The sequence below is a fragment of the Bordetella sp. N genome (genome assembly GCF_001433395.1).
Taxonomy (GTDB): domain Bacteria; phylum Pseudomonadota; class Gammaproteobacteria; order Burkholderiales; family Burkholderiaceae_B; genus Bordetella_C.
Map to the genome: position 1 here is coordinate 6,448,255 of NZ_CP013111.1, position 20,157 is coordinate 6,468,411.

Below are 20,157 nucleotides of genomic sequence, written 5' to 3' on the forward strand. Positions count from 1 at the left end.
GCGGCCACATAGCGGCCATGATGCCCTTGGGCATATCGCTTCAGGTTTCTGTCCGCGGGCGTAGCGCCACTTGCTGCAAGGCCCGTAGCGGTCCGCTGCCGGGACCCGTGCGCGTCACCAGGTAGTAAGGGAGGCGCGGCCAGGGCAGGGGGCCGGTCACTGCGCGCAGGCGACCGCTGTCCAGATGCGCGCGGTAGTAGTCCATGGGCAGCAGGGCGATGCCCAGTCCCGCCAGGACGAGTTCGCTGATCGCCACCAGGCTGTTGCTGGCCAGCACGCGCTGCAGGTTCAGGCCGTTCACGCGGGCCCAGCTGTCGAACACTTCCGTCAGGCCCGAACCGCCGGATTGCGCCAGCACCGGCAGACGCGCCAGCGCGTCGCGGGACAGCACGCCTGACGGTACGACTTCGGGCGCGGCCATCATGGAGAAGGTCACTTCGGCCAGTTGCATGGAGGTGAATTCCGGACCGGGCAGTTGCAGCGGCATCACCGCCATCTCGATGTCGCCGGCGCGCAGACGGGCGGCCAGCGCGGCCGAGACGTCCACGTAGGGTTCCAGCGTCACGTCCGGATAGTCGCTGCGCATGGCGGCGACCCAGGCCGGCAGCCAGGTGCCGGCCACGACCTCGGTCACGCCGAAGGAGACCAGGCCGGCGGGAGCGGCGTCGGCGCCGGTGCGGGTGTACATCTGCTCGCGCAACGCCAGCATGCGCTCGGCGGTTTCGAGCACGGCGCGGCCGGCTTCGGTGAGCACGGGGCGGTACGCGGACCGGTCGAACAGCGGCGTCTTCAGTTCCTCCTCCAGCTCGCTGATCCGCTTCGACAACGCCGACTGCGTCATACAAAGCTTCCCCGCCGCCCGCGAAAAACTCGACAGCCGCGCCGCCCAGAAGAAGGCTTCGATCTGTTTGAGCGTCAACATATGCCGAGTCGCATCCCGCGCACAATCCCGGCCACACGCGCCGCGACGCCATCACCAGGAGCGGCGCCGGGCGCCGCTCCCCGTCGCGCCGAGAGGTCTCGCACGGACACGGCAGGGGCCGTGCCGTGCAGGCCGATAGCCCGCGCGGCGCGCACGATGCCGGTCGCACGAGCCCGGGTCCCCACGTCATCAACAGGCGCGGCGCTCCGCGCCGTGCGCCTACGCGGAGAGAGGTTCTGGTCCGGCTCGCCGCAAGCACCGCCGGTCATACGAGCCCCGGTCTCCACCCCATCAACACGCGCGGCGCTTCGCGCCGCGCGCCTACCCGCGGTGCGGGCCGCAGAGACACTCATCCCCATCCAAACACCATTCAAAAAATTCACCAAGAAAGGCGCAAATTTATCTCTTTTTTTCTCCATGTGCCGCAGGTAGCATTTTCTCCAACAACTCATTATCAATAATCGGAGATAGAAGCATGACCGCAGCCGTCACCCCCAGCCTGTTCGAAGGCCTGGCCACATCGCTGATCAGCGACTGCATGCAACGCATCGCCGGCACTTACGGACTGGACGCGCGCCACGGCGACGCGCCCCTGCTCGGCACGGCCTACACGGTGCGCGTGCGCCAGGGCGACAACCTGCATATCCACGAAGCGCTGCGTCACGTGCAGCCCGGCGACGTGCTGGTGGTCGACGGCGGCGGCTCCCTGGAGCGCGCCCTGGTAGGCGAAATCATGATGCAGGTGGCGCGCAAGCGGGGCTGCGCCGGCTTCGTCATCGACGGCGCCATCCGCGATCAATCGGCTTTCCGCCGTGACGCCTTTCCGGTCTACGCCGCTGGCGTCACCCACCGTGGCCCGTACAAGAACGGCCCCGGCGAAACCCGTTGCGCCGTGAGCATAGGCGGCGTGGTGGTCAACCATGGCGACATCGTCATCGGTGACGAGGACGGCGTGGTATTCGTGGCGCCGGCCCAGGCCGCCGCCGTGGCCAAGGCGGCCCGCGCCAAGCTGGCGGACGAGACCCGCACCCTGGCGGACATCGCCGCCGGCAAGTACGACGACAGCTGGATCGACGCGGCCCTGGGCCGTTAAAACGTCGGCGCCGGTGTTCAGGTCGCGCTGCCCAAGGCGGCGTGGTCCTCACCTGAACCCAAGAACATAATTCATCGAACCGGAGACATATCCATGCGTTTGCTTTCCCTACTACGCGCTTCCAGCGTCGCGGCCTGCGCCGCTGCCGCGCTACTGGTCACCCACGCCCCCGCGGCGATGGCGGCCGGCTATCCCGACCGTCCCATCCGCCTCGTCGTGCCATGGCCTCCGGGCGGCGCCACCGATGCTTTGGGCCGTATCCTGGCGCAGCAACTGGGCACTCGCCTGAAGCAGACCGTCATCGTCGACAACAAGGCGGGCGCGGGCGGCAACATCGGTACCGCTTCATTCGTGCGCGAAGCCGCCGACGGCTACACCTTGCTGATGGCGACCAGCTCCACCAACGCCGCCAACCCGCATCTGTACAGCCACCTGGGCTTCGATGCGCAGAAGGACTTCGCGCCGGTGGCTTTCGTCGCTTCCATCCCCAACATCCTGGAAGTGCCGAAGAAGTCGCAGTTCCAGACCGTGCAGGAGATGCTGGCTTTCGCCAAGGCCAATCCGGGCAAATTGAATTACGGATCGGGCGGCATCGGTTCGTCGCAGCATCTGGCCGGTTCGATGCTGAATCACGCGGCTGGCGTGAACATCGTGCATATTCCCTACAAGGGCAGTGGTCCGGCGGTGTCGGATCTGCTGGCTGGCCAGGTCGACATGATGCTGGACACGGGGTCGCTGGCGCAGGTCAAGGCGGGTGCCTTGCGCGCGTTGGCGGTGGCGTCGCAGAAGCGCTTGCCGGAACTGCCGGACGTTCCCACGTTCGACGAGGCGGGTATCAAGGGCATGTATGCGTCGGCCTGGTATGGCGTGGTGGCGCCGGCCGGTACGCCGAAGGAGATCGTCGACAGGCTCAATACCGAGATCAATGCGATTCTGGCCGAACCGGAGATCCGCAAGACCTTGACGTCCCTGGGCGCCGAGTTGGCTGAGCCGCGCGATGCGGGGCAGTTCGGGCAGTTCATCACTGCCGAGATCGGGCGCTACAAGACGATCGTTGAGCAGTCTGGCGCGAAGCTGGATTGAATACGCGGTTCGCGTAGGAAAGAAGGGGCTCCGCCCCTTCACCCCGTGGTTCTGCTGGAGCAGCGGCGCTACCGCGCTACGAAGCTGCTGCAACGCGGCTGTCGCCGACGCTCCGCGTGGCTGATGCCTCTGCTCGGGGAGCGTTGAGGGGCTCCGCCCCTCAACTACTGAACCGCCCTTGGCGGTAGCGCGTCAGCGACTGGCCAGTTCTGCCCGCAGCACTTCTGCGATGGTGCGCTGGCGGGCCGCGGGCATGCGGTCGATCAGGGTCGACAGGCTGATTGCCAGCCGCGGGTAGCCCTCGCCGTCGCACCAGGCCATGCCGACGCCCAGCACGCCAGGCACTGCGGTGTTGCCGATCACCGACCAGCCGCGGTCGCGGGTGCTTTCCACCAGTCGCCGGATGTGCGCCGCGGTCAGGCCGCCATACGCGCGGAACGCGGTTTCGTTGCGGGCGATGATGTCGGCGGCTTCCGCCGGTGGCAGTGCGGCCAATAGCGCCAGGCCGGCCGCGCCTACACCCAGGGGCTGACGATGGCCCACGGTCACGGTCAGCACCTGGACCGGGTAGTTGCCCATCTCCCGATGCAGGCATAGAGAGTCGTCGCCGGCGCGGCAGATCAGGAACACCGAGTCACCGATCGCGTCGCTGATGCGGCGCATGGCCGGGCGCCAACGGCGTATCGCCTGCTCATGCGGGTCGGCGGTGTCGGTGTCGGCGTGCAGCACCCGATAGCGGGGCTTGTCGCCGTCGCGCACGGCATAGCCTTCGTCGACGAGGACGTCGAGAAAGCGGTACACGGTAGACCGTTGCATTCCCGTCTGCGCGGCAATCTCCGTCACATGCAGCCCCGCCGCGCCCGCGCCCCGCAACACCCCCAATATCCGCAGTCCCCGCCGCAAGGTCCGCGGCCCCCCATCCCGCTCCGCCTCCACCCGCGTCCCGCCGCGCGCGTCCCCCGCGCCCTGCGCGGACGTTGCGCCCTGCGCGGACGTTGCGCCTTTCGCGGGCGCCGCGTCCTTCGCGGACGTCGCGCCTTTCGCGGGCGTCGCGTCCTTCGCGGAGGTCCCGCGCTTCGCGGGCGCCGCGTCCTTCGCGGACGTCGCGCCTTTCGCGGGCGTCGCGTCCTTCGCGGAGGTCCCGCGCTTCGCGGGCGCCGCGTCCTTCGCGGACGTCGTGCCTTTCGCGGGCGTCGCGTCCTTCGCGGAGGTCCCGCGCTTCGCGGGCGCCGCGTCCTTCGCGGACGTCGCGCCCTTCGCGGGCGTCGCGTCCTTCGCGGACGTCGTGCCCTTCGCGGGCGCAGCGCTTCCAACGAGCGGCGCGCTCTGCGCGCCGCTCCTCCTCCCGCTCCCCGCCGGCGAGGCGCTCCTTTTACCCCAAGACTTGTCCATTATTTGAACAATCCACCTTCCACGTCAGAAAGACGACAAGCATCATAAGCCCAGACAAACACAGATTTGTCCAATATTTAGACAAACATACGGAGACATAACAATGATCGTCACACGCTGCGCGCGTGCACTGGCCGCCCTCGCGGCCGGCGCCGCCATCTGCCTGGTCGCCCCAACCGTCCAGGCCCAAGCCAACTTCCCCAATCACCCCGTCACCATGATCGTCGGCTACGCCGCCGGCGGCGCCACCGACATCGTGGCCCGCCTGCTGGCCAAGTCCTTGACGCAGGAGCTGGGCCAGACCTTCGTGGTCGAAAACCGCACCGGCGCCAACAGCAACATCGGCGCGGAAGCCGTGACCCGCGCCGCGCCGGACGGCTACACCCTCTACGTCGGTTCGATCGCCAACACGATCAACATGACGCTGTACAGCAAGCTCAATTACGACGTGAACAAGGACTTCGCCCCGATTGGCATGATGGCCTCGGTGCCCAACATCCTGGTGGTCAATCCCAAGGTGCCGATCAACAACGTCAAGGAATACATCGCCTACGCCAAGGCGCACCCGGGCAAGCTGACCTGCGCGTCGTCCGGCAGCGGTTCGTCCATCCACCTGTCGTGCGAGCTGTTCAAGATGGAAACCGGCACCGACATCCTGCACGTGCCTTATCGCGGCAGCGGTCCCGCCGTCGGCGACCTGCTGGGTGGGCAGGTCGATTCCATGTTCGACAACATGCCTTCGTCCCTGCCGCACGTGCGCGCCGGCAAGCTGCGGGCCTTGGGGGTGACCACGCTGAAGCGGGTCAACTTCGCGCCTGATGTGCCGACCCTGGCCGAGTCCGGGCTGCCGAATTTTTCCGTGGAGTCGTGGTTTGGATTGATGGCGCCCAAGGGGACGCCGCCCGCGGTGGTCGAACGTTTGAATACCGCCTTGAACAAGGCTTTGAAGGATCCGGAGTTGCGGGCGATTTACGAGAAGAGTGGGTTCGTGCTGCCGCCGGAAGACAACTCGCCCAAGGCGTTCGGGAGTTTTATTGCTGCCGAGACGGTTAAGTGGGCGAAGGTGGTGAAGACGGCGAATTTGAAGGCCGAGTAGGGCAGGCCGCCTTCCGGCGAAGCGTTTTTTTATTTATGGGGGAGCCCCCCATCGCCCCCTCTTTGGGCTGGCGCCCAAGTTGGCGAGATCTGCGCGAGCCGGCGTCGGCGGCTGCCTGCCAGTGGCGAAATTTTTGAATGATGGGGGAGCCCCCCATCGCCCCTTTTTTGGGCTGGCGCCCAAGTTGGTGAGATCTGCGTAGGCAGGCGACGGCGGTTCGTGCCTTCGCCTTATTCAAGGAGTTACTGGTGTACCCCATAGATTTCTTCTTCCGCGCTGCCCAGCGTCACCCAGGCAACACGGCGCTGGATGGTCCCGACGGCATCATCACCTACGCCGATCTGGCCGCTCGCGTGCGCGCGCTGGCCGCCGCCATGCAGGCCTTCGATCCCGCCCCGCAGACTCGCGTGGCGATCTGTGCCGGCAATACGGCCGAACACATCCTGGCCCTGCTGGCGACGCTGGCGGCGGGCAAGATCTGGGTGCCCCTGAACTACCGCAGCACCCCCAGCGAAATCGCCCGCATCCTGGCCGCCACCGAGCCATCCATCGTCGCCATCGATACGGTCGGCGCGCCGCTGGTCGGCGACACGATCAAAACACATCGCATCCGCCTGGATGCACCTGATTCCGGCAACGCCAGCACTGCCGCCGCCGGTATCAACGGCAACCCAAGCACGGCTGCCACCTTCGCCGAAGCCCAGCACGCCTTGCCCAGCCTGCTGTCCCAGCACGCAGGCGCGTCGCCAACCACCTACCCCATGGATCGCGAGGCCATCCAGGCCATCAAGTTCACCGGCGGCACCACCGGCCTGCCCAAAGGTGTCATGCAGCCGGCGCGCGCCTGGAACGCCGGCATCATCAACCAGATCCACGGCTGGGGCCTGGGCCCCGAAGACCGCTACGTGGTGGCCGCCCCCATCACCCACGGCACCGGCACCTACCTGCTGCCCCTGCTGGCGCAAGGCGGCGCGCTGCTGCTGGTCGACGCGGCCAGCCCCGCGACCATCACCGCCGCCTTCCGCGAGCGCGGCGGCACGCTCAGCTTCATGCCCCCCACCCTGATCTACATGCTCATGGCGCAAGAGGGCGTGACGCGCGCCGATTTCCCCAAGCTGCGCAATCTGATCTACGGCGGCGCCCCCATGCCCGTGGGCAAGTTCGAACAGGCGCGCGACTTCTTCGGTCCCGTGCTCGGCACCACCTACGGCCAGACGGAAGCGCCGCAGATCGTGACCCTGATGCGGCCCACCGATTTCGACGACAGCGCCAACCTGGGTTCGGTCGGCCGCGTGACGTGGCTGTCCGACCTCGCCATCCTTGGCGCGGACGGACAGCCCTGCGCGGATGGCGAAATCGGCGAGGTCGCCGTCCGCGGCGATCTGGTGATGGCCGGCTACTGGCGCCTGCCCGAGAAAACCGCCGAGACGCTGGTCGATGGCTGGCTGCGCACCGGCGACACCGGCCTGGTGGACGCGCGCGGCTATCTGTTCCTCAAGGATCGCCTGCGCGACGTGGTCATCACGGGCGGCTTCAACGTGTATCCCGTGGATGTGGAAAACGCCTTGATCTCGCATCCCGATGTCTACGAGTGCTCGGTGTTCGGCGTGCCGGACGACAAGTGGGGCGAGGCCGTCTATGCCGCGGTGCAGGCGCATGCCGGCGCCATCATCGACGTCGAGGCCTTGAAGCTGCATGTGCGCGGCCTGTTGGGCCCCGTACATACGCCCAAGCAGATCCACATCTACGACAGCCTGCCCCGTTCGTCCGTGGGCAAGGTACTGAAGAACGCGGTGCGTGACGCCGCCCTCAAGGAGATCGCATGACTTCCCGCAACGACAACGCGAATACCCCGAATACCGCCAAGACCCCGAACAACAAGGCGGACGGCCCCGTGACGCGCCTGTGCGCCCATCACCTGACCGGCATGTACTACCGCGACGCCGACCTGGTCGAGGACCTGATCGGCAAGGCCACGTTCACCGAAGTGATGTTCATGCAGATCACCGGCCGCAAGGCGCGGCCGGTCGACCTGCGCATCGTCGACGCCGTGCTGGTCACCCTGATGGAACATGGCCTGACCCCCAGCGCCATCGCCACCCGTCTGATCTACATGAGCGCGCCGGAGAACCTGCAGGGCGCGGTGGCGTCCGGCCTGCTGGCGGTGGGCAGCTCCTTCGTCGGCACCATGGAAAACTGTTCGCGGCTGCTGGACCGCATCAAGGACGCCGCCGACCCGTACGCCGAGGCGCTTGTTATCGCCCGCGCGCACCGCGCGGAAAAGCGCGCCATGCCGGGCTTCGGCCATCACTTGCACAAGCCCGACGATCCGCGCGCGCTCAAGCTGCTGGACCTGGCCGAGGCGGAGCCGGACCTGGCGGGCGCGTCGGTGCAGGCGCTGCGCACGCTGGCGGCCGCGGTGGACGAGGTGGCGGGACGGCACATCACCATCAACGCCACCGGCGCCGTGGCGGCCTTGCTGGGCGAGCTGGCCATTCCGACGACCTTGATGCGCGGCTTCGCCGTGATCTCGCGCGCGGCCGGCCTGGTGGCGCACGTGGCGGAAGAACAGGAAAGCCCGTCCGGGCGCTTCATCTGGGACACCATCGATCAGGCCATCCCTTACGTGGGCAAGGGCAAATCGCATCAGGCGCAGGAGTAAGACGACCATGGCGATCAAGGAAAACACGGCGGTCACGCCGGGCGAGTCCATGAACTCCGGGACCCGCGACGTCCTGGTCACCGGCGGCAGCCAGGGCATAGGGCGCGCGGTGGTGAACCGTTTGCTGGCCGACGGCGCGCGGGTGATCAATTTCGATCTGCGCGCGCCCGCGGAAATCCTGCCAGGCGAGACCCACGTGGCGGTCGACCTGAGCGACGCGGCGGCCACGCGCCAGGCCGTGGCGGCCTTGACGGCGACGCGGCCAGTGCTGCGCCTGGTCAACAACGCCGGCATCGTGCGGCCCGCTGCCTTGCAGGACGCCACGCCGGAAGACCTGGCCGCGGTGTCCGCGCTGAACCTGCAGGCGCCACTGCTCTTGCTGCAGGGACTGTTGCCGGGCATGCGCGCCGCGCGCTTCGGCCGCGTGGTCAACATCGCCAGCCGCGCCGCGCTGGGCAAGGCCGAGCGTAGCGTCTACGCCGCCACCAAGGCCGGCTTGCTGGGCATGACGCGCACCTGGGCCCTGGAAACCGGCGCTCACGGCGTGACCGTCAACGCGATCGGCCCGGGCCCCATCGCCACGGAACTGTTCACGCGCGTCAATCCGCCCGGCGCGCCGGCCACGCAACGCATCATCGACAACATTCCCGTGCAGCGCATGGGCCAGCCCGACGACATCGCCCACGCGGTGGCGGTCCTGCTCGACGATCGCGCGGGTTTCATCACCGGACAAGTGCTGTATGTGTGCGGCGGCATGACGGTCGGACTGGGGCAGGCGGCATGACGGCGACCCTGGAGCCGCCGGCGGCCTTGCCGGGTTCTTCGACACGCCTGGCCGGCAAGGTCGCGCTGGTGGCGGGCGCGGGCTCCAGCGGTCCGGGCTGGAGCATAGGCAAGGCCAGTTGCGTCACTTTGGCGCGGCAGGGCGCCCGCATCATTGCCCTGGACCGCGACCCCGCCGCCGCCGAGGACGCGGCGCAGGAAGTGGCGCGGGTGGGGGGCATCGCGCTGCCCCTGTGTGCCGATGTCGGCGACGAAGCGGCCATGCGCGACGCAGTGGCGCGCGCCATGGCGGAGTATGGCCGCATCGACATCCTGCAGACCAATGCCGGCATCGGCAAGGTCGGCGGACCGGGCGACATCAGTGTGGATGACTGGGAGCGCATCCAGCGCGTCAACGTCACCAGTGTGCTTATCGCCACCAGCCTGGTGGCGCCCATCATGAAGGCCCAGGGCGGCGGCGCCATCGTCACCGTGTCGTCGATCGCCGGCATCCGCTACACCGGCTATCCGCATCTGGCCTATAGCGTCACCAAGGCCGCGGTCATTCATTTCGCCCGCATGCTGGCGCAGCAATATGCGGCCGACGGCATCCGCGCCAACACGGTCATTCCCGGCTTGATCGACACGCCGCGCGTGCGCCACACCGTGGGCCGCATGTTCGATGCCGAAGACGCCCTGGCGGCCAGCCGCGCGCGCGACCGCCAGGTGCCGATGGGCCGCATGGGCACGCCCTGGGAGGTCGCCAACGCCGTGGCCTTCCTGGCTTCGGACGAGGCGTCCTACATCACCGGCACGGAGCTGGTGGTGGACGGCGGCCTGGTCGGTAAATACGCGTAGCGGCGTCTATCATGCCGAGGGGCCGGGCCGGGCCGCTATGCGGACGGCAGCCGGGGCGGCTCGCCTCCCTGGGCGGGCGGCGGCACGTTCGGGGGCGTGCCGCTGGAGGGCGGCTTCTGGCTCCAGTCGCGCCCGGCCAGCCAGTGCAGCAGCAGGGCGACCACCAGCAACAGGGCCATGATGACGCCCCAGCAGAACCAGCCGAGCACGGTGAGCCAGCCCGACAGGCCGCTGAGGAAGGGCAGGGCATGGTTGAGGTGAGCCAGCGCGTCGGCGATGCCGCCCTGCAGGGCATGCACCCAGTCCGGATCGACCCAGGGCGGCACCCAGCCCGGCACGGGCGCGGCGGCCGGCGGCGTACTGGGCACGGGCACCTGGATGTCGCCGATGCTGCCCAGCAGCCAGTGCATCAATTTCAGCGTCATCGAGACGATGCCGGTCCAGATCACGGCCAGCAGCCCGAAGATCACCCAGATGATGGTTTTCATCCTCGCCCTTCCCAATACATTGCACACAAGGACCTCGCGGGCCGGTCAGCGCCGCCCGCGGGCTGATCGATTATCGCAGTAGCCGGGCGGGGCCTGCTCTGCGTGAAAGGTAAAAAGAAACCACAAGCGCCAGTCTTGCCGCTATAGTCGGATTTCGCTTTGGATTTCTCTTTATTGCTTTTTATTGCAGTGCTAATTACCGTGATTGGTGGCGCGCTCGGCTAAAACCCCAGCGCGGATCATTTCCCTGCAAGGGCGACGTTTGCCCCTGTCTTACCTTTCCGCACTCGTGTTCGATACGGCGATGGAGACAGTCATGTACTCAGTACTCTTCGAAGTCCAACCCAAGCAGGAACGTTTCGCGGATTACCTGCGGCTGGCCAGCACGCTCAAGCCCAGGATAGACCGGCGCGTCGATGGTCTGATCGACAACGAACGTTTCGAGGACACGCAGCGGCCTGGCTGGCTGCTGTCCCATTCGCTTTGGCGTGACGAGAAAGCCGTCACGCGTTGGCGGGCCACGGTCGAACATCATGCGGCGCAGGCACGCGGGCGAGCCGCCATCTTTGCCGATTACCACTTGCGGGTTGGCGATGTCTTCTACGACAGCCATCCGCCGTCTTGCGCGGCGGCGCCGCAAGCGGAGCGGCCCTCGCGTGGCAATCGCGCCGAGCCGGCGACGCTGATGGGCCGGTGGGCCACGCTCACTGAACTTGGCGCTGCCGCCGATGGGGCGGGGCGGGAGTTGCTGCCTGTCCGGCTTGGTTTGCCCATGGGCAGCGCTGATCTGCTCGATTACAGCGTCTTCGCCAGCATTTACACGCCAGGCAAGCTGGCCTTGCTGGTGTCCTGGGCCAGCTACGCCGCCGCCTCGGCCTGGCGTCCTGCCGTGGCCGACGCTCCAGCCCCGCGCCACCGCACCGTCCGCATCATGCGCGACTACGGCATGAGGTAGAGGTCCCCCCCGTACCGCGCGTAGCGCGGAAGGATAGCCCCCCCGCACCGCGCAAAGCGCGGCCCCCCAAGGGGGCGACACCGGCGGACTGGCAAAGCCAGCTCCGCGGTGTCCGCGATGGGGCGGGGTTTTTTACGCGGGCGCGCGCGTGGCGTGCGGCGCTTAGTGCATGGCGCATGGCGCGCCGCGCCGCACCGGGGTGTGGGGCCGGAGGCCCCACATAAAAAACAAACTGTCGGCGTTTGCGGCGATTTCGCCCCAGGCACGCGGCGTGCTCATCCGCAGCGCATGCCGCGGCGGCGGCGTGTCCACGGCCTGTCCGGCCGTCCAGGGACTACCCCTGGCCTACATGGCCCGCCGGCCCGGAGTGTGCCCTCTATGCCAAAAAAGAACCCGCTCAGGCTGCCCCACGGCAGCCCCCAAGTCTCCGACGCGACCATCTCGGGCTACGGCCTGGAAATACGCGAGGGCAAGGGCTTCGTCGGGGACCGCGCCAGCCGCACCGCCTTCCGGGAAGGCCTGGACCGCTGGCGCAAGTTGTACAAACGCATCCTTGGCGAAGACGTCCTTGGCACCATCCTGAATGAAGACATCGGCAAAGGCGACATCGACGCCTGGCTGAAGGAAGAAGGCGACGCCGCGGCGGTCGTCTTTTCCGCCATGGAAGACCACGCGGCCCAACTGGCGCGCGTCGTCAGACGCTTCACGCGCCATGCGTCGTGGCAAGGCGTGCAGCGCGTCGCCATCGGCGGCGGCTTCAAACAAAGCCTGGCGGGCCGCCGCACCATCCGGCGCGCGGACCAGCTGCTGCGCGAAGCCAAGGTGGAGATCCGCCTCCGTGCCATGCATCACCATTCGGACGAAGGCGGCCTGGTGGGCTGGGCCCACGTGGCGCCGTCCGCGGTGTGGCGTCATTACGATTCCATGCTGGCCGTGGACATCGGCGGCACCAACGTGCGTTGCGGCATCGTCCGCGTCCCCGGCGGCGAAACCAAAAACAAGCCGCGCAATCCCGACGACGCACGCGTCACCAACGTGCGCAAATGGGGGCACGCGGCGGACAAGAACATGACCCATCGCGAACACCTGGTCCAGGGCATTGCCGACATGCTGACCCGCCTGATCGACAAGGCGGACAAGCGCGGCCTGAAACTAGCGCCGCTGGTGGGCGTGGCCTGTCCCGGCCATATCCATGGCGACGGCTCCATCACCGGCGGTTCGCAGAACCTGCCGGGCGATTGGGAAGACGAGAACTTTCACCTGCCGCACAAGCTGATGGAGGTGCTGCCGTCGATCAACGGCATTCCCCCTCATGTGCATCTGCACAATGACGCCGTGGTCCAGGGTCTGTCCGAACTGCCCTGGATGCGCGATGTGTCGCGCTGGGCGGTGCTGACCATAGGCACCGGCCTGGGCAATGCCAGCTACATCAATGACGATGCCCGCGATGACTAACCCATCTTGGTGCACGTGAACCAGGGCTGTGCATGAGTTTTACTCGCGTCATCTGACGTAATTAATCGTTTGCCCGCGTCCTGCCGCCGCTCCTAGACTGCGTTTGATCCCACTGCCGTGCCTGCGCGCCGGCGTGCCCCTTCAAACGCGGAGTCCTGCAGATGCGCGAAATGCAACGATCGAAACTGGGCCTCCTGGCCATTTTGTGTGCGGCATGCCTGGGGTTGGCGCCTGACGGCGCCTCGGCGCAAGGGCAGGGAAGCGCAAGTGCGCAGACCGCCGACGACTACCCCGCGCGGCCCATCCGCGCGGTGGTGCCGTTCCCCGCGGGCGGCATCAACGACATCGTCGCGCGTGAAATGTTCAAGGCCCTCGGCGATTCGCTGAAGGCGAATATCGTCATCGAGAACAAGCCCGGCGCCGGCGGCACCATCGGCACGGTCAACGCCATCAACAGCCCGGCCGACGGCTACACCATCCTGCTTGGCGCGGCCAGCACCATGGCCGTGGCGCCCCACCTGTACCGCAATGCCGGTTACGCGGCCAAGGACATGATCGCGGTGGGCGGCATCGCGTCGGTGCCCAGCGTCATCATCGTGTCGGCCGAATCGCCCTACAAGAAGTTCGCCGACCTGGTCGCCGCGGACAAGGCCAAGCCGGGCACCCTGGACTACGGCTCCGCCGGTTTCGGCACCAGCCACCATATGCAGGCGGAGCTGCTCAACATCCGTGCGGGCACGCACTTCCGCCACATCCCCTACAAGGGCGGCGCACCGGCCACGGTCGACCTGATCGGCGGCCAGATCGCGCTGCTGGTCGACCCCTTGCCCACCACCCTGGGCAACGTCAAGGCCGGCCGCGTGCGGCCCCTGGCCATCACCACCGACGTGCGCTCAGCCACTTTGCCCGACGTGCCGACCTTGAAGGAATTGGGGGTCGACTACAATGCCAGCACCTGGTTTGGCCTGTTCGTGGCCAAGGGCACGCCGGCGCCCGTGGTCGCCAAATTGAGCAAGGCGCTGTCGACCGCGCTGGCCGATTCGACGCTGCAACACGATTTCCGCTCGCGCGGCATCGATCCCTTGCCGATGGCGCAGGCCGCTTTCACGGACTACGTACAGGCCGAGAACAAAACCTGGGCGGACGTCATCCGCGACGCCCACATCGACATGCAATAGAACTGGGAGTCCATGCGGCCATGGCCGTGACGCGTAATCTGCCGCCTCTGTCCTCGGTCCGTTCCTTCGAGGCCGCGGCGCGGCATGGTTCCTTCACGCTGGCCGCCGACGAACTGGCGGTGACCCAGGGCGCGGTCAGCCTGCAGGTACGCAAGCTGGAAGCCTATCTGGGCAAGAAGCTGTTCCTGCGCCATCCGCGCAAGGTGGAGCTGACCCCCGATGGCGTGGCCTATTTCGAAGCGTGCCGGCGGGTGCTGGCGGACCTGGAAAACGCCACGCGCCGCATGCGCAGCCGGGATCGCAACGAGCTGCTGATCATCAGCACCATCCCCACTATCGGCCAGTTATGGCTGATGCCCAGGCTGGCATCCTTCACGGACGCGCATCGGCACATCGAGGTGCGCGTGGTGTCCGACATCCGGCCGCTGGACATGCAGGCGGATGGCATCGACGTCGCCATCCGCGTCGGGCCGATGGCCGGCCGCCATTACGCGCGCGACCTGCCGGGCATAGACCTGACCCTGGTGCAGCGCTGGGAAGGCATCTGCGCGGACTACCTGTTCGACGATGTGCTGGTGCCGGTGATGTCGCGCCGCTTGCACGAGCAGGGCGGGCCCATCGAAAGCGTGGCCGACCTGGCTTCGTTCGAACTCATACACACGGCCAGCCGGCCCAATGCCTGGCGCGACTGGCTGCGCGTGCAGGGCGCGGCGCTGCCGCGACGGCGGGCCAATCTTGAAGTGGGGCATTTCTATATCGCCTTGCGGGCGGCGCAGGAGCACAAGGGCATCGCCTTGATTCCGGACGTGCTGCTGGACGGTTATCCCGGCCGTGGCGACCTGATCGTGCCGTTCCGGCCGCAGCGGCCCGTCAAGAGCGCGGGCGAGTACTACCTGTTGATCCAGGGCGCGGCGCTGGAGCGCCCCGCCATCCAGACGTTCCGCGCGTGGGTGCTGCAGCAGGCGCGCGAGTTCGTCGCGGCGCCCCCGCCGGCGCGCCAGGCAGCCATGAGTATCGATGTGGCTGACGCGCAAAAATAATCGTTTGCCGCGCGTGTCGGCGCCCGTCTAGGATAGGCGCACGACACGGCGGTGAGTACCGTTTACCGCTTTTTCTACAAGGACGTACATGAACCGGATTCGAGTCGGTATTGCAGGATTTGGCGCCATCGGGCAATCGGTGGCGCGGTCATTGGACGCGGGCGTGGTCCCCGGTTTGGCGCTGGCGGCGATTGCCGTGCGCGATCCCTTGCGCCACGCCGGCGCCACGTGGCAGAGCCAGGCGCCGTTGTTCACCACCATCGACGGCCTGGAGCCCTTGTGCGACGTGGTGATCGAATGCGCGCCCGCCGCGGTATTCGGCCAGATCGCGCGTCCCATCCTGAGCACGGGCAAGAAGCTGGTGGTATTGAGTTCCGGGGCCTTGCTGTCGCATCCCGACCTGATCGAACTGGCGCGCGCCAATGGCGGCCAGATCCTGGTGCCGTCCGGCGCCATCCTGGGGCTGGACGCGCTGACCGCGGCGGCCGAAGGCGTCATCCACTCGGTCACGATGATCACGCGCAAGCCCGTGCGTGGCCTGTTGGGCGCGCCCTACCTGGAAACCCACAATATCGACCTGTCGGGCATCACCGAGCCGACCTTGGTGTTCCGCGGCACGCCGCGCGAGGCGGCGGTGGGCTTCCCGGCCAACCTGAATGTCGCAGTCAGCGTGTCGCTGGCGGGCATCGGGCCAGATCGCACCACCCTGGAAATCTGGGCCGATCCGAATCTGGAGCGCAACGTGCACCGCGTGGTGGTGGATTCCGATTCAGCGGCGTTCTCGATGGATATCCAGAACATTCCGTCGGAAAACCCCAAGACCGGCCGCATCACCGCGCAAAGCGTGCTGGCGGTGTTGCGCAAGCTCAGCGGGCCCCTGCGCGTGGGTACCTGAGCGTAGGTACCTGAGCGTGGGTACCTGAGCGTGGGTACCTGAGCGTAGGTACCTGAGCGTGGGTACCTGAGCGTGGGTACCTGAGCGGCAGCGGTCAGGTCCGTCAGAGCGCGGCCAGGGCTTCCCGGATCGCGCTTTCGCTTTGCGGGCGCACCAGCCGCGCCACTTCCCTGCCATCGCGCAGGAAGATCAGCGTGGGCCACAGCTTGACGGTAAAGGACCGGCCCAGCGGCCGGCCTTTGCCGTCTTCCACCTTGATGTGATCGACCTGGGGATGCGCCGCCAGCGCCTTGGCGATCAAGGGCTGCGCCGCCTGGCAGTGCGGGCACCAGTCGGTGCCGAACTCCAGCAGCGTGGGCGTGCGCAGGGCGTCGATGGCCGCGCGGGCGGGTTCGACGGTCAAGGCGGATGCGGACATAAGCGTAGGTCTCCTTCTGGTTGGCCGGCGGGCGCGGGCTGCTGCCGCTGCCGGTGGATATAGGGCGCTGCCGTTGCGGGCAGACCTATCATCGCACGCCCCGTGCCGCCCCGTTTAAGCTGGATGTAGGCCAATTTTCAGCCGGCCGCAAACATCATGGCGATAAAGTTGAGGTCCGTGAAATGCTTTTGTCATCACGCGATCCGCTTCATGCATACGGCTTCTTTGCGCTCCGAATCCTTTGCCTGCCTGGGCGGAAGGAGCGCTCGTACGTGAAAAATCCATCCGGCATCGTCCATCACGCCGCCAACGGCTACACCACCGTGGCGGAGGCCTATGTGCGCGGGCGGCCCGAATACCCCCAGGCGCTGTCCGACTGGCTGCGCGATGAAATCGGCCTGACCCGCGGCGCGCGCGTGGTCGACCTGGGCGCGGGCACCGGCAAGATGACCCCGCGCCTGCTGGCGACCGGCGCCGACGTGGTGGCCATCGAGCCGGTCACGCAGATGCTGGACAAGCTCTCCACCACCTATCCCCGGGTCGAGGCCCTGACCGGCGCGGCCCAGGCCATCCCGCTGGCCGACTGCGAAGTCGACGCGGTGGTGTGCGCGCAATCCTTCCATTGGTTCGCGGGACCGGCCGCGCTGGCGGAGATCCACCGCGTACTGAAACCGGGCGGTCGCCTGGCCATGTTGTGGAATCTGTCCGATACGCGCGTGCCCTGGGTGGCCGCGCTGTCCGCCTTGATCAATCGCTACGAAGGCGACGCGCCGCGCTTTCACACGGGCGCGTGGCGCGACGCGTTTCCGCATCCGGGCTTCGGTCCCCTGGTCGAGCGACGCTACGAACATCTGCATGTCGGCAAGCCGGAGGACGTGATCTTCAACCGCGTGCACTCCATCAGCTTCGTCGCCGCGTTGACGCCGGAACGCCGCGCGGCCCTCGACAGCGAACTGCGCCGCCTGCTCGACGGCGAGCCCACGCTGTCCAGCCGTGACGAGATCGCCGTTCCTTATCTCACCGCGGCGCTGCACACGATCAAGCTGCCCGCTTGAACGCGCAGCCGACGCGTTTTAGCCGAGGCGTATTGCCCCGTGGCTCTCTCGCCGTCGCTTCGCTTTTTCTCGTTTTTCCCGCCTTGTCCTGTCAGTAGCCCTTTTGCGCGTCGACCAGGTTCTGCAGAGGTTCGTCAGCCTGCAGGCGACGGATGTTTTCGGAGATCTGGTCGAGGATGCTGGTGATGCTGTTGGCCGACGCGATGTGCGGGGTGACGAAGATGTTCGGCTCGTCCCACAGCGGGCTGGCGGTATCCAGCGGTTCCACCTCGAAGACGTCCAGCACGGCGCCGCGCAAATGGCCTTCGCGCACCAGCGCCAGCACGTCCTGCGAAACCAGATGGCCGCCGCGACCGCAATGCACCAGCGCGGCGCCGCGTGGCAGCTTGCCGAGCAGGCGGCGGTCGAGGATGCCGCGGGTTTCGTCGGTCAGCGGCAACAGGCACACCAGGATGTCGGTACCGGCCAGGAACTCGTCCAGCTGGTCCGCGCCGGCGTAACTGCGCACGTTGGCGATCTGCTTGGCTTGGCGTGACCAGCCGCGCACCTGATATCCGTGTTGCGCCAGCGTGCGCGCAGCATGGGTGCCCAGCGTGCCCAGGCCGAGGATGCCGACGCTGCGGCTGGCGGCCGGCTCCTGGTCGACCCGTTGCCACTGGCGCCGGCGCTGGTTCGTCAGCACCTGATCCAGATTGCGGTGGAACAGCAGCACGCTCCACAGAATGAACTCGGTCATGCCCTCGGTCAGGTCCGGCGCCACGACCCGGCAGATGGGCAGCGGCGGCAGGGCGGGGTCTTCCAGGATGTTGTCGACGCCGGCGGCGATGGCGTGGATCAGGCGCAGTTTCGGGAAGCGCGCCAGCGCGCCATGCGCGGGGCGCCAACAGGCGGCCACTTCGGCGTCCCGGGCGCCCGGCTCGTCTTCGGTATAGACCTGCAAGTGCGGGTACTGCGCGCGCGCCTGAACGACGAGCTTGGGGATATCGCTGCTTTGGCCGAGAAAGACGACTTTGGTCATGACGCGTTGCGGAAATGGGGAACGCGTCATTGTGGGCGATGCCTGGCGGCGCCGTCCAGGCAGGGATAACACGGCTTGCGCTTCCGTGTTGCAGCGCACCGCGCCGACGGTGGGCCGACGCCGTGTGCCTTCAGGCCGGCAGACGCGCTACCTGCGTGGGCGCCAGCGCCACGTGGCGGGGCGCGCGGGTCAGAACCGGTTCGGCATGCACCACCGTCTCGCCGACGGTGAACAGGCGCATGGCGTCCGCCAGGACATCCGCGCGTTCGACCAGGCGCTGCGCGGTGGCGGCGGCCTGTTCGACCAGGGCGGCATTCTGCTGGGTGGCGCTGTCCAGATGGGCCACGGCGTCGTTGACCTGGCGTATGCCCTTGGCCTGGTTGCCGCTGGCGTCAGCGACCTCGTGAATCACGTCGGCCACGCGGTGCACGGCCTGGTCGATGGCGCGCATCTGGCTGGTGGTGCGGCCGACCAGTTCGGTGCCGGCGGCGATCTGCTGGACGCTGCTGTCGACCACGGTCTTGATTTCACGCGCGGACGCGGCGCAGCGTTGCGCCAGGTTGCGCACCTCGGCCGCCACCACCGCGAAGGACTTGCCCACTTCTCCGGCACGAGCCGCTTCGACCGCGGCATTGAGCGCCAGGATATTGGTCTGGAAGGCGATGCCGTCGATCACGCCGGTAATGTCGGCGATGCGTTGCGCGGCGGTGGTAATGCCCGCCATGGTCTGCTCGACCTGGGCGGCGATGCGGCCGCCGTCGTCGGCCGCGGCCTGGGCCTCGTCGACCAGGCTGAGCACGCGCTGCGTGGCGTCGGCATTGCCCTGCACCGAATGCGTCAGGTCGTCCATGGCCGCCGCGGTCTGCTCCAGCGACGTGGCTTGTTCTTCCGTGCGCTGCGACAGGTCGATATTGCCGGCGGAGATTTCATGCGCCGCTTCCATGACCCCGCCGATCTGGTCGCGCACGTCCAGCACGATGGCCGACAGGTTGGCCTGCAGTTGATTGAGGGCGCGCTGCACGTCGCCCAGGTCGTCATGGCGCTCGACGCTCATGTCGGTGGTCAGGTCGCCGGCGGCCATCTGGGTGGCGAAGATCGACATCGCGTCCACCGGGGACGACAACTGGCGCGACAGCAGGGCGCCGCTTACCAGACTGCCCAACACACCCGCGCCCCAGGCCAGCCAGAAGGGCTGGGGCGGCAGGCCGCCATAGGCCGCGCCGGCGCCGGCCAGCGTGAGCAGCAAGGTCGTCACGTAACCCACGGCGACGCGGCGGCCCACGGGTTGGCGGCCCAACTTGCCGAACCAGCCAGCCACGCCGGTGCGTACCAGTACGCCTTCGCGCAGGCGGTGGCCGCGCAGGGTGTTCTCGCGCATGGACTCGTAGAGGGTTTCCGCCTCTTCGACTTCTTCACGCGAGGGAACCACGCGCACGCTCAGATAGCCCACTTCGACGCCGTGTTCGACCACCGGGGTGACGTTGGCGCGGACCCAGTAATGGTCGCCGTTCTTGCGGCGGTTCTTCACCAGGGCGGTCCAGGGACGGCCGGACGAGATGGTGGCCCACATATCGGCGAACGCGGCCTGCGGCATATCCGGATGGCGGATGATGTTGTGCGGCTGGCCGATCAATTCTTCCTTGGTGAAGCCGGAAACGGTCACGAAGGCAGGATTGCAGTATCGGATATTGCCGGACAGGTCGGTCGCGGAGACCAGACGTTGCTTGGCGGAAAACAGGAATTCCCGCTGCGTTACGGGGACGTTGGTGCGCATGACGGCGTCTCTT

The 20,157-nt window shown here is 67.5% G+C and carries 19 protein-coding genes; 13 read left to right on the forward strand and 6 right to left on the reverse strand.

Annotation, left to right across the window (positions count from 1 at the left end; translation table 11 throughout):
• Positions 1 to 40: 40 nt before the first annotated feature.
• Positions 41 to 922: a LysR family transcriptional regulator gene (locus ASB57_RS27850; RefSeq protein ID WP_057655117.1), complete on the reverse strand. Its 882-nt coding sequence runs from the start codon at positions 920 to 922 to the stop codon at positions 41 to 43.
• A 475-nt stretch (positions 923 to 1,397) separates the two neighbouring features.
• Between ASB57_RS27850 and ASB57_RS27855 the strand changes: the two genes are divergently transcribed.
• Both ASB57_RS27855 and ASB57_RS27860 read left to right on the forward strand, forming a co-directional pair.
• Complete coding sequence (locus ASB57_RS27855) at positions 1,398 to 2,015, forward strand: dimethylmenaquinone methyltransferase (RefSeq protein ID WP_057655119.1); 618 nt, start codon at positions 1,398 to 1,400, stop codon at positions 2,013 to 2,015.
• A 93-nt stretch (positions 2,016 to 2,108) separates the two neighbouring features.
• Positions 2,109 to 3,098, forward strand: coding sequence for a tripartite tricarboxylate transporter substrate binding protein (locus ASB57_RS27860; protein ID WP_057655120.1), 990 nt, complete (start codon positions 2,109 to 2,111; stop codon positions 3,096 to 3,098).
• Positions 3,099 to 3,290: 192 nt separating this feature from the next.
• Here the strand turns inward: ASB57_RS27860 and ASB57_RS31240 are convergent, their stop codons facing one another.
• Positions 3,291 to 4,034, reverse strand: coding sequence for an IclR family transcriptional regulator (locus ASB57_RS31240; RefSeq protein ID WP_057655122.1), 744 nt, complete (start codon positions 4,032 to 4,034; stop codon positions 3,291 to 3,293).
• A 553-nt stretch (positions 4,035 to 4,587) separates the two neighbouring features.
• On the opposite strand from ASB57_RS31240, the gene ASB57_RS27875 reads away from it, so the two are divergent.
• The 5 genes from ASB57_RS27875 (at position 4,588) to ASB57_RS27895 (ending at position 9,868) form a co-directional block, all read left to right on the forward strand.
• The gene (locus ASB57_RS27875) at positions 4,588 to 5,586 is read left to right on the forward strand and encodes a Bug family tripartite tricarboxylate transporter substrate binding protein (protein WP_369822884.1); all 999 of its coding nucleotides are present in this window, start codon (positions 4,588 to 4,590) and stop codon (positions 5,584 to 5,586) included.
• 248 nt (positions 5,587 to 5,834) lie between these two features.
• On the forward strand, positions 5,835 to 7,412 hold the full coding sequence (locus ASB57_RS27880; protein ID WP_057655127.1) for a class I adenylate-forming enzyme family protein: 1,578 nt from the start codon (positions 5,835 to 5,837) through the stop codon (positions 7,410 to 7,412).
• Positions 7,409 to 8,248, forward strand: a complete 840-nt coding sequence (locus tag ASB57_RS27885; protein WP_082621887.1) for a citryl-CoA lyase — start codon at positions 7,409 to 7,411, stop codon at positions 8,246 to 8,248. The genes ASB57_RS27880 and ASB57_RS27885 overlap by 4 nt, the downstream gene beginning before the upstream one ends.
• Before the next feature lie 49 nt (positions 8,249 to 8,297).
• Positions 8,298 to 9,032, forward strand: a complete 735-nt coding sequence (locus ASB57_RS27890; RefSeq protein WP_057656503.1) for an SDR family oxidoreductase — start codon at positions 8,298 to 8,300, stop codon at positions 9,030 to 9,032.
• Positions 9,029 to 9,868 carry an SDR family NAD(P)-dependent oxidoreductase gene (locus tag ASB57_RS27895; RefSeq protein ID WP_057655129.1) on the forward strand — a complete coding sequence of 280 codons (840 nt, stop codon included), beginning with the start codon at positions 9,029 to 9,031 and terminating at the stop codon, positions 9,866 to 9,868. Before ASB57_RS27890 ends, ASB57_RS27895 begins: the two co-directional genes overlap by 4 nt.
• 35 nt (positions 9,869 to 9,903) lie before the next feature.
• Here the strand turns inward: ASB57_RS27895 and ASB57_RS27900 are convergent, their stop codons facing one another.
• Positions 9,904 to 10,356: a hypothetical protein gene (locus tag ASB57_RS27900; protein WP_197424859.1), complete on the reverse strand. Its 453-nt coding sequence runs from the start codon at positions 10,354 to 10,356 to the stop codon at positions 9,904 to 9,906.
• Positions 10,357 to 10,672: 316 nt separating this feature from the next.
• Here ASB57_RS27900 and ASB57_RS27905 point away from each other — a divergent pair, with 316 nt between their 5' ends.
• From ASB57_RS27905 to ASB57_RS27925, 5 genes are all read left to right on the forward strand, one after another.
• Complete coding sequence (locus ASB57_RS27905; protein ID WP_057655131.1) at positions 10,673 to 11,311, forward strand: antibiotic biosynthesis monooxygenase; 639 nt, start codon at positions 10,673 to 10,675, stop codon at positions 11,309 to 11,311.
• Positions 11,312 to 11,689: 378 nt separating this feature from the next.
• On the forward strand, positions 11,690 to 12,766 hold the full coding sequence (locus ASB57_RS27910) for an ROK family protein (protein WP_156414292.1): 1,077 nt from the start codon (positions 11,690 to 11,692) through the stop codon (positions 12,764 to 12,766).
• Between the two features lie 170 nt (positions 12,767 to 12,936).
• The gene (locus ASB57_RS27915) at positions 12,937 to 13,944 is read left to right on the forward strand and encodes a tripartite tricarboxylate transporter substrate binding protein (RefSeq protein WP_197424861.1); all 1,008 of its coding nucleotides are present in this window, start codon (positions 12,937 to 12,939) and stop codon (positions 13,942 to 13,944) included.
• A gap of 20 nt (positions 13,945 to 13,964) precedes the next feature.
• Positions 13,965 to 14,984 carry a LysR substrate-binding domain-containing protein gene (locus ASB57_RS27920; RefSeq protein ID WP_057655134.1) on the forward strand — a complete coding sequence of 340 codons (1,020 nt, stop codon included), beginning with the start codon at positions 13,965 to 13,967 and terminating at the stop codon, positions 14,982 to 14,984.
• 88 nt (positions 14,985 to 15,072) lie between these two features.
• On the forward strand, positions 15,073 to 15,879 hold the full coding sequence (locus ASB57_RS27925; RefSeq protein WP_057655136.1) for an aspartate dehydrogenase: 807 nt from the start codon (positions 15,073 to 15,075) through the stop codon (positions 15,877 to 15,879).
• A gap of 103 nt (positions 15,880 to 15,982) precedes the next feature.
• Here the strand turns inward: ASB57_RS27925 and ASB57_RS27930 are convergent, their stop codons facing one another.
• Positions 15,983 to 16,297: a thioredoxin family protein gene (locus ASB57_RS27930; RefSeq protein WP_057655138.1), complete on the reverse strand. Its 315-nt coding sequence runs from the start codon at positions 16,295 to 16,297 to the stop codon at positions 15,983 to 15,985.
• A 272-nt stretch (positions 16,298 to 16,569) separates the two neighbouring features.
• Here ASB57_RS27930 and ASB57_RS27935 point away from each other — a divergent pair, with 272 nt between their 5' ends.
• Positions 16,570 to 17,352, forward strand: a complete 783-nt coding sequence (locus ASB57_RS27935) for a class I SAM-dependent methyltransferase (RefSeq protein WP_057655140.1) — start codon at positions 16,570 to 16,572, stop codon at positions 17,350 to 17,352.
• 91 nt (positions 17,353 to 17,443) lie between these two features.
• On the opposite strand, the gene ASB57_RS27940 is transcribed toward ASB57_RS27935, so the two are convergent.
• Entirely contained in the window at positions 17,444 to 18,370 is a 927-nt protein-coding gene (locus ASB57_RS27940; RefSeq protein WP_057656505.1) for a glyoxylate/hydroxypyruvate reductase A, read from the reverse strand.
• 130 nt (positions 18,371 to 18,500) lie between these two features.
• On the reverse strand, positions 18,501 to 20,144 hold the full coding sequence (locus ASB57_RS27945; RefSeq protein WP_082621889.1) for a PAS domain-containing methyl-accepting chemotaxis protein: 1,644 nt from the start codon (positions 20,142 to 20,144) through the stop codon (positions 18,501 to 18,503).
• Between the last annotated feature and the right edge of the window lie 13 nt (positions 20,145 to 20,157).

What these genes read in the sequence shown, in the direction of transcription:
- ASB57_RS27850 (WP_057655117.1), bottom strand. Translation starts at nt 922, where the DNA reads ATGTTGACGCTCAAACAGATCGAAGCCTTCTTCTGGGCGGCGCGGCTG.
- ASB57_RS27855 (WP_057655119.1), top strand. Translation starts at nt 1,398, where the DNA reads ATGACCGCAGCCGTCACCCCCAGCCTGTTCGAAGGCCTGGCCACATCG.
- ASB57_RS27860 (WP_057655120.1), top strand. Translation starts at nt 2,109, where the DNA reads ATGCGTTTGCTTTCCCTACTACGCGCTTCCAGCGTCGCGGCCTGCGCC.
- ASB57_RS27885 (WP_082621887.1), top strand. Translation starts at nt 7,409, where the DNA reads ATGACTTCCCGCAACGACAACGCGAATACCCCGAATACCGCCAAGACC.
- ASB57_RS27890 (WP_057656503.1), top strand. Translation starts at nt 8,298, where the DNA reads ATGAACTCCGGGACCCGCGACGTCCTGGTCACCGGCGGCAGCCAGGGC.
- ASB57_RS27895 (WP_057655129.1), top strand. Translation starts at nt 9,029, where the DNA reads ATGACGGCGACCCTGGAGCCGCCGGCGGCCTTGCCGGGTTCTTCGACA.
- ASB57_RS27900 (WP_197424859.1), bottom strand. Translation starts at nt 10,356, where the DNA reads ATGAAAACCATCATCTGGGTGATCTTCGGGCTGCTGGCCGTGATCTGG.
- ASB57_RS27905 (WP_057655131.1), top strand. Translation starts at nt 10,673, where the DNA reads ATGTACTCAGTACTCTTCGAAGTCCAACCCAAGCAGGAACGTTTCGCG.
- ASB57_RS27910 (WP_156414292.1), top strand. Translation starts at nt 11,690, where the DNA reads ATGCCAAAAAAGAACCCGCTCAGGCTGCCCCACGGCAGCCCCCAAGTC.
- ASB57_RS27915 (WP_197424861.1), top strand. Translation starts at nt 12,937, where the DNA reads ATGCAACGATCGAAACTGGGCCTCCTGGCCATTTTGTGTGCGGCATGC.
- ASB57_RS27920 (WP_057655134.1), top strand. Translation starts at nt 13,965, where the DNA reads ATGGCCGTGACGCGTAATCTGCCGCCTCTGTCCTCGGTCCGTTCCTTC.
- ASB57_RS27925 (WP_057655136.1), top strand. Translation starts at nt 15,073, where the DNA reads ATGAACCGGATTCGAGTCGGTATTGCAGGATTTGGCGCCATCGGGCAA.
- ASB57_RS27930 (WP_057655138.1), bottom strand. Translation starts at nt 16,297, where the DNA reads ATGTCCGCATCCGCCTTGACCGTCGAACCCGCCCGCGCGGCCATCGAC.
- ASB57_RS27940 (WP_057656505.1), bottom strand. Translation starts at nt 18,370, where the DNA reads ATGACCAAAGTCGTCTTTCTCGGCCAAAGCAGCGATATCCCCAAGCTC.
- ASB57_RS27945 (WP_082621889.1), bottom strand. Translation starts at nt 20,144, where the DNA reads ATGCGCACCAACGTCCCCGTAACGCAGCGGGAATTCCTGTTTTCCGCC.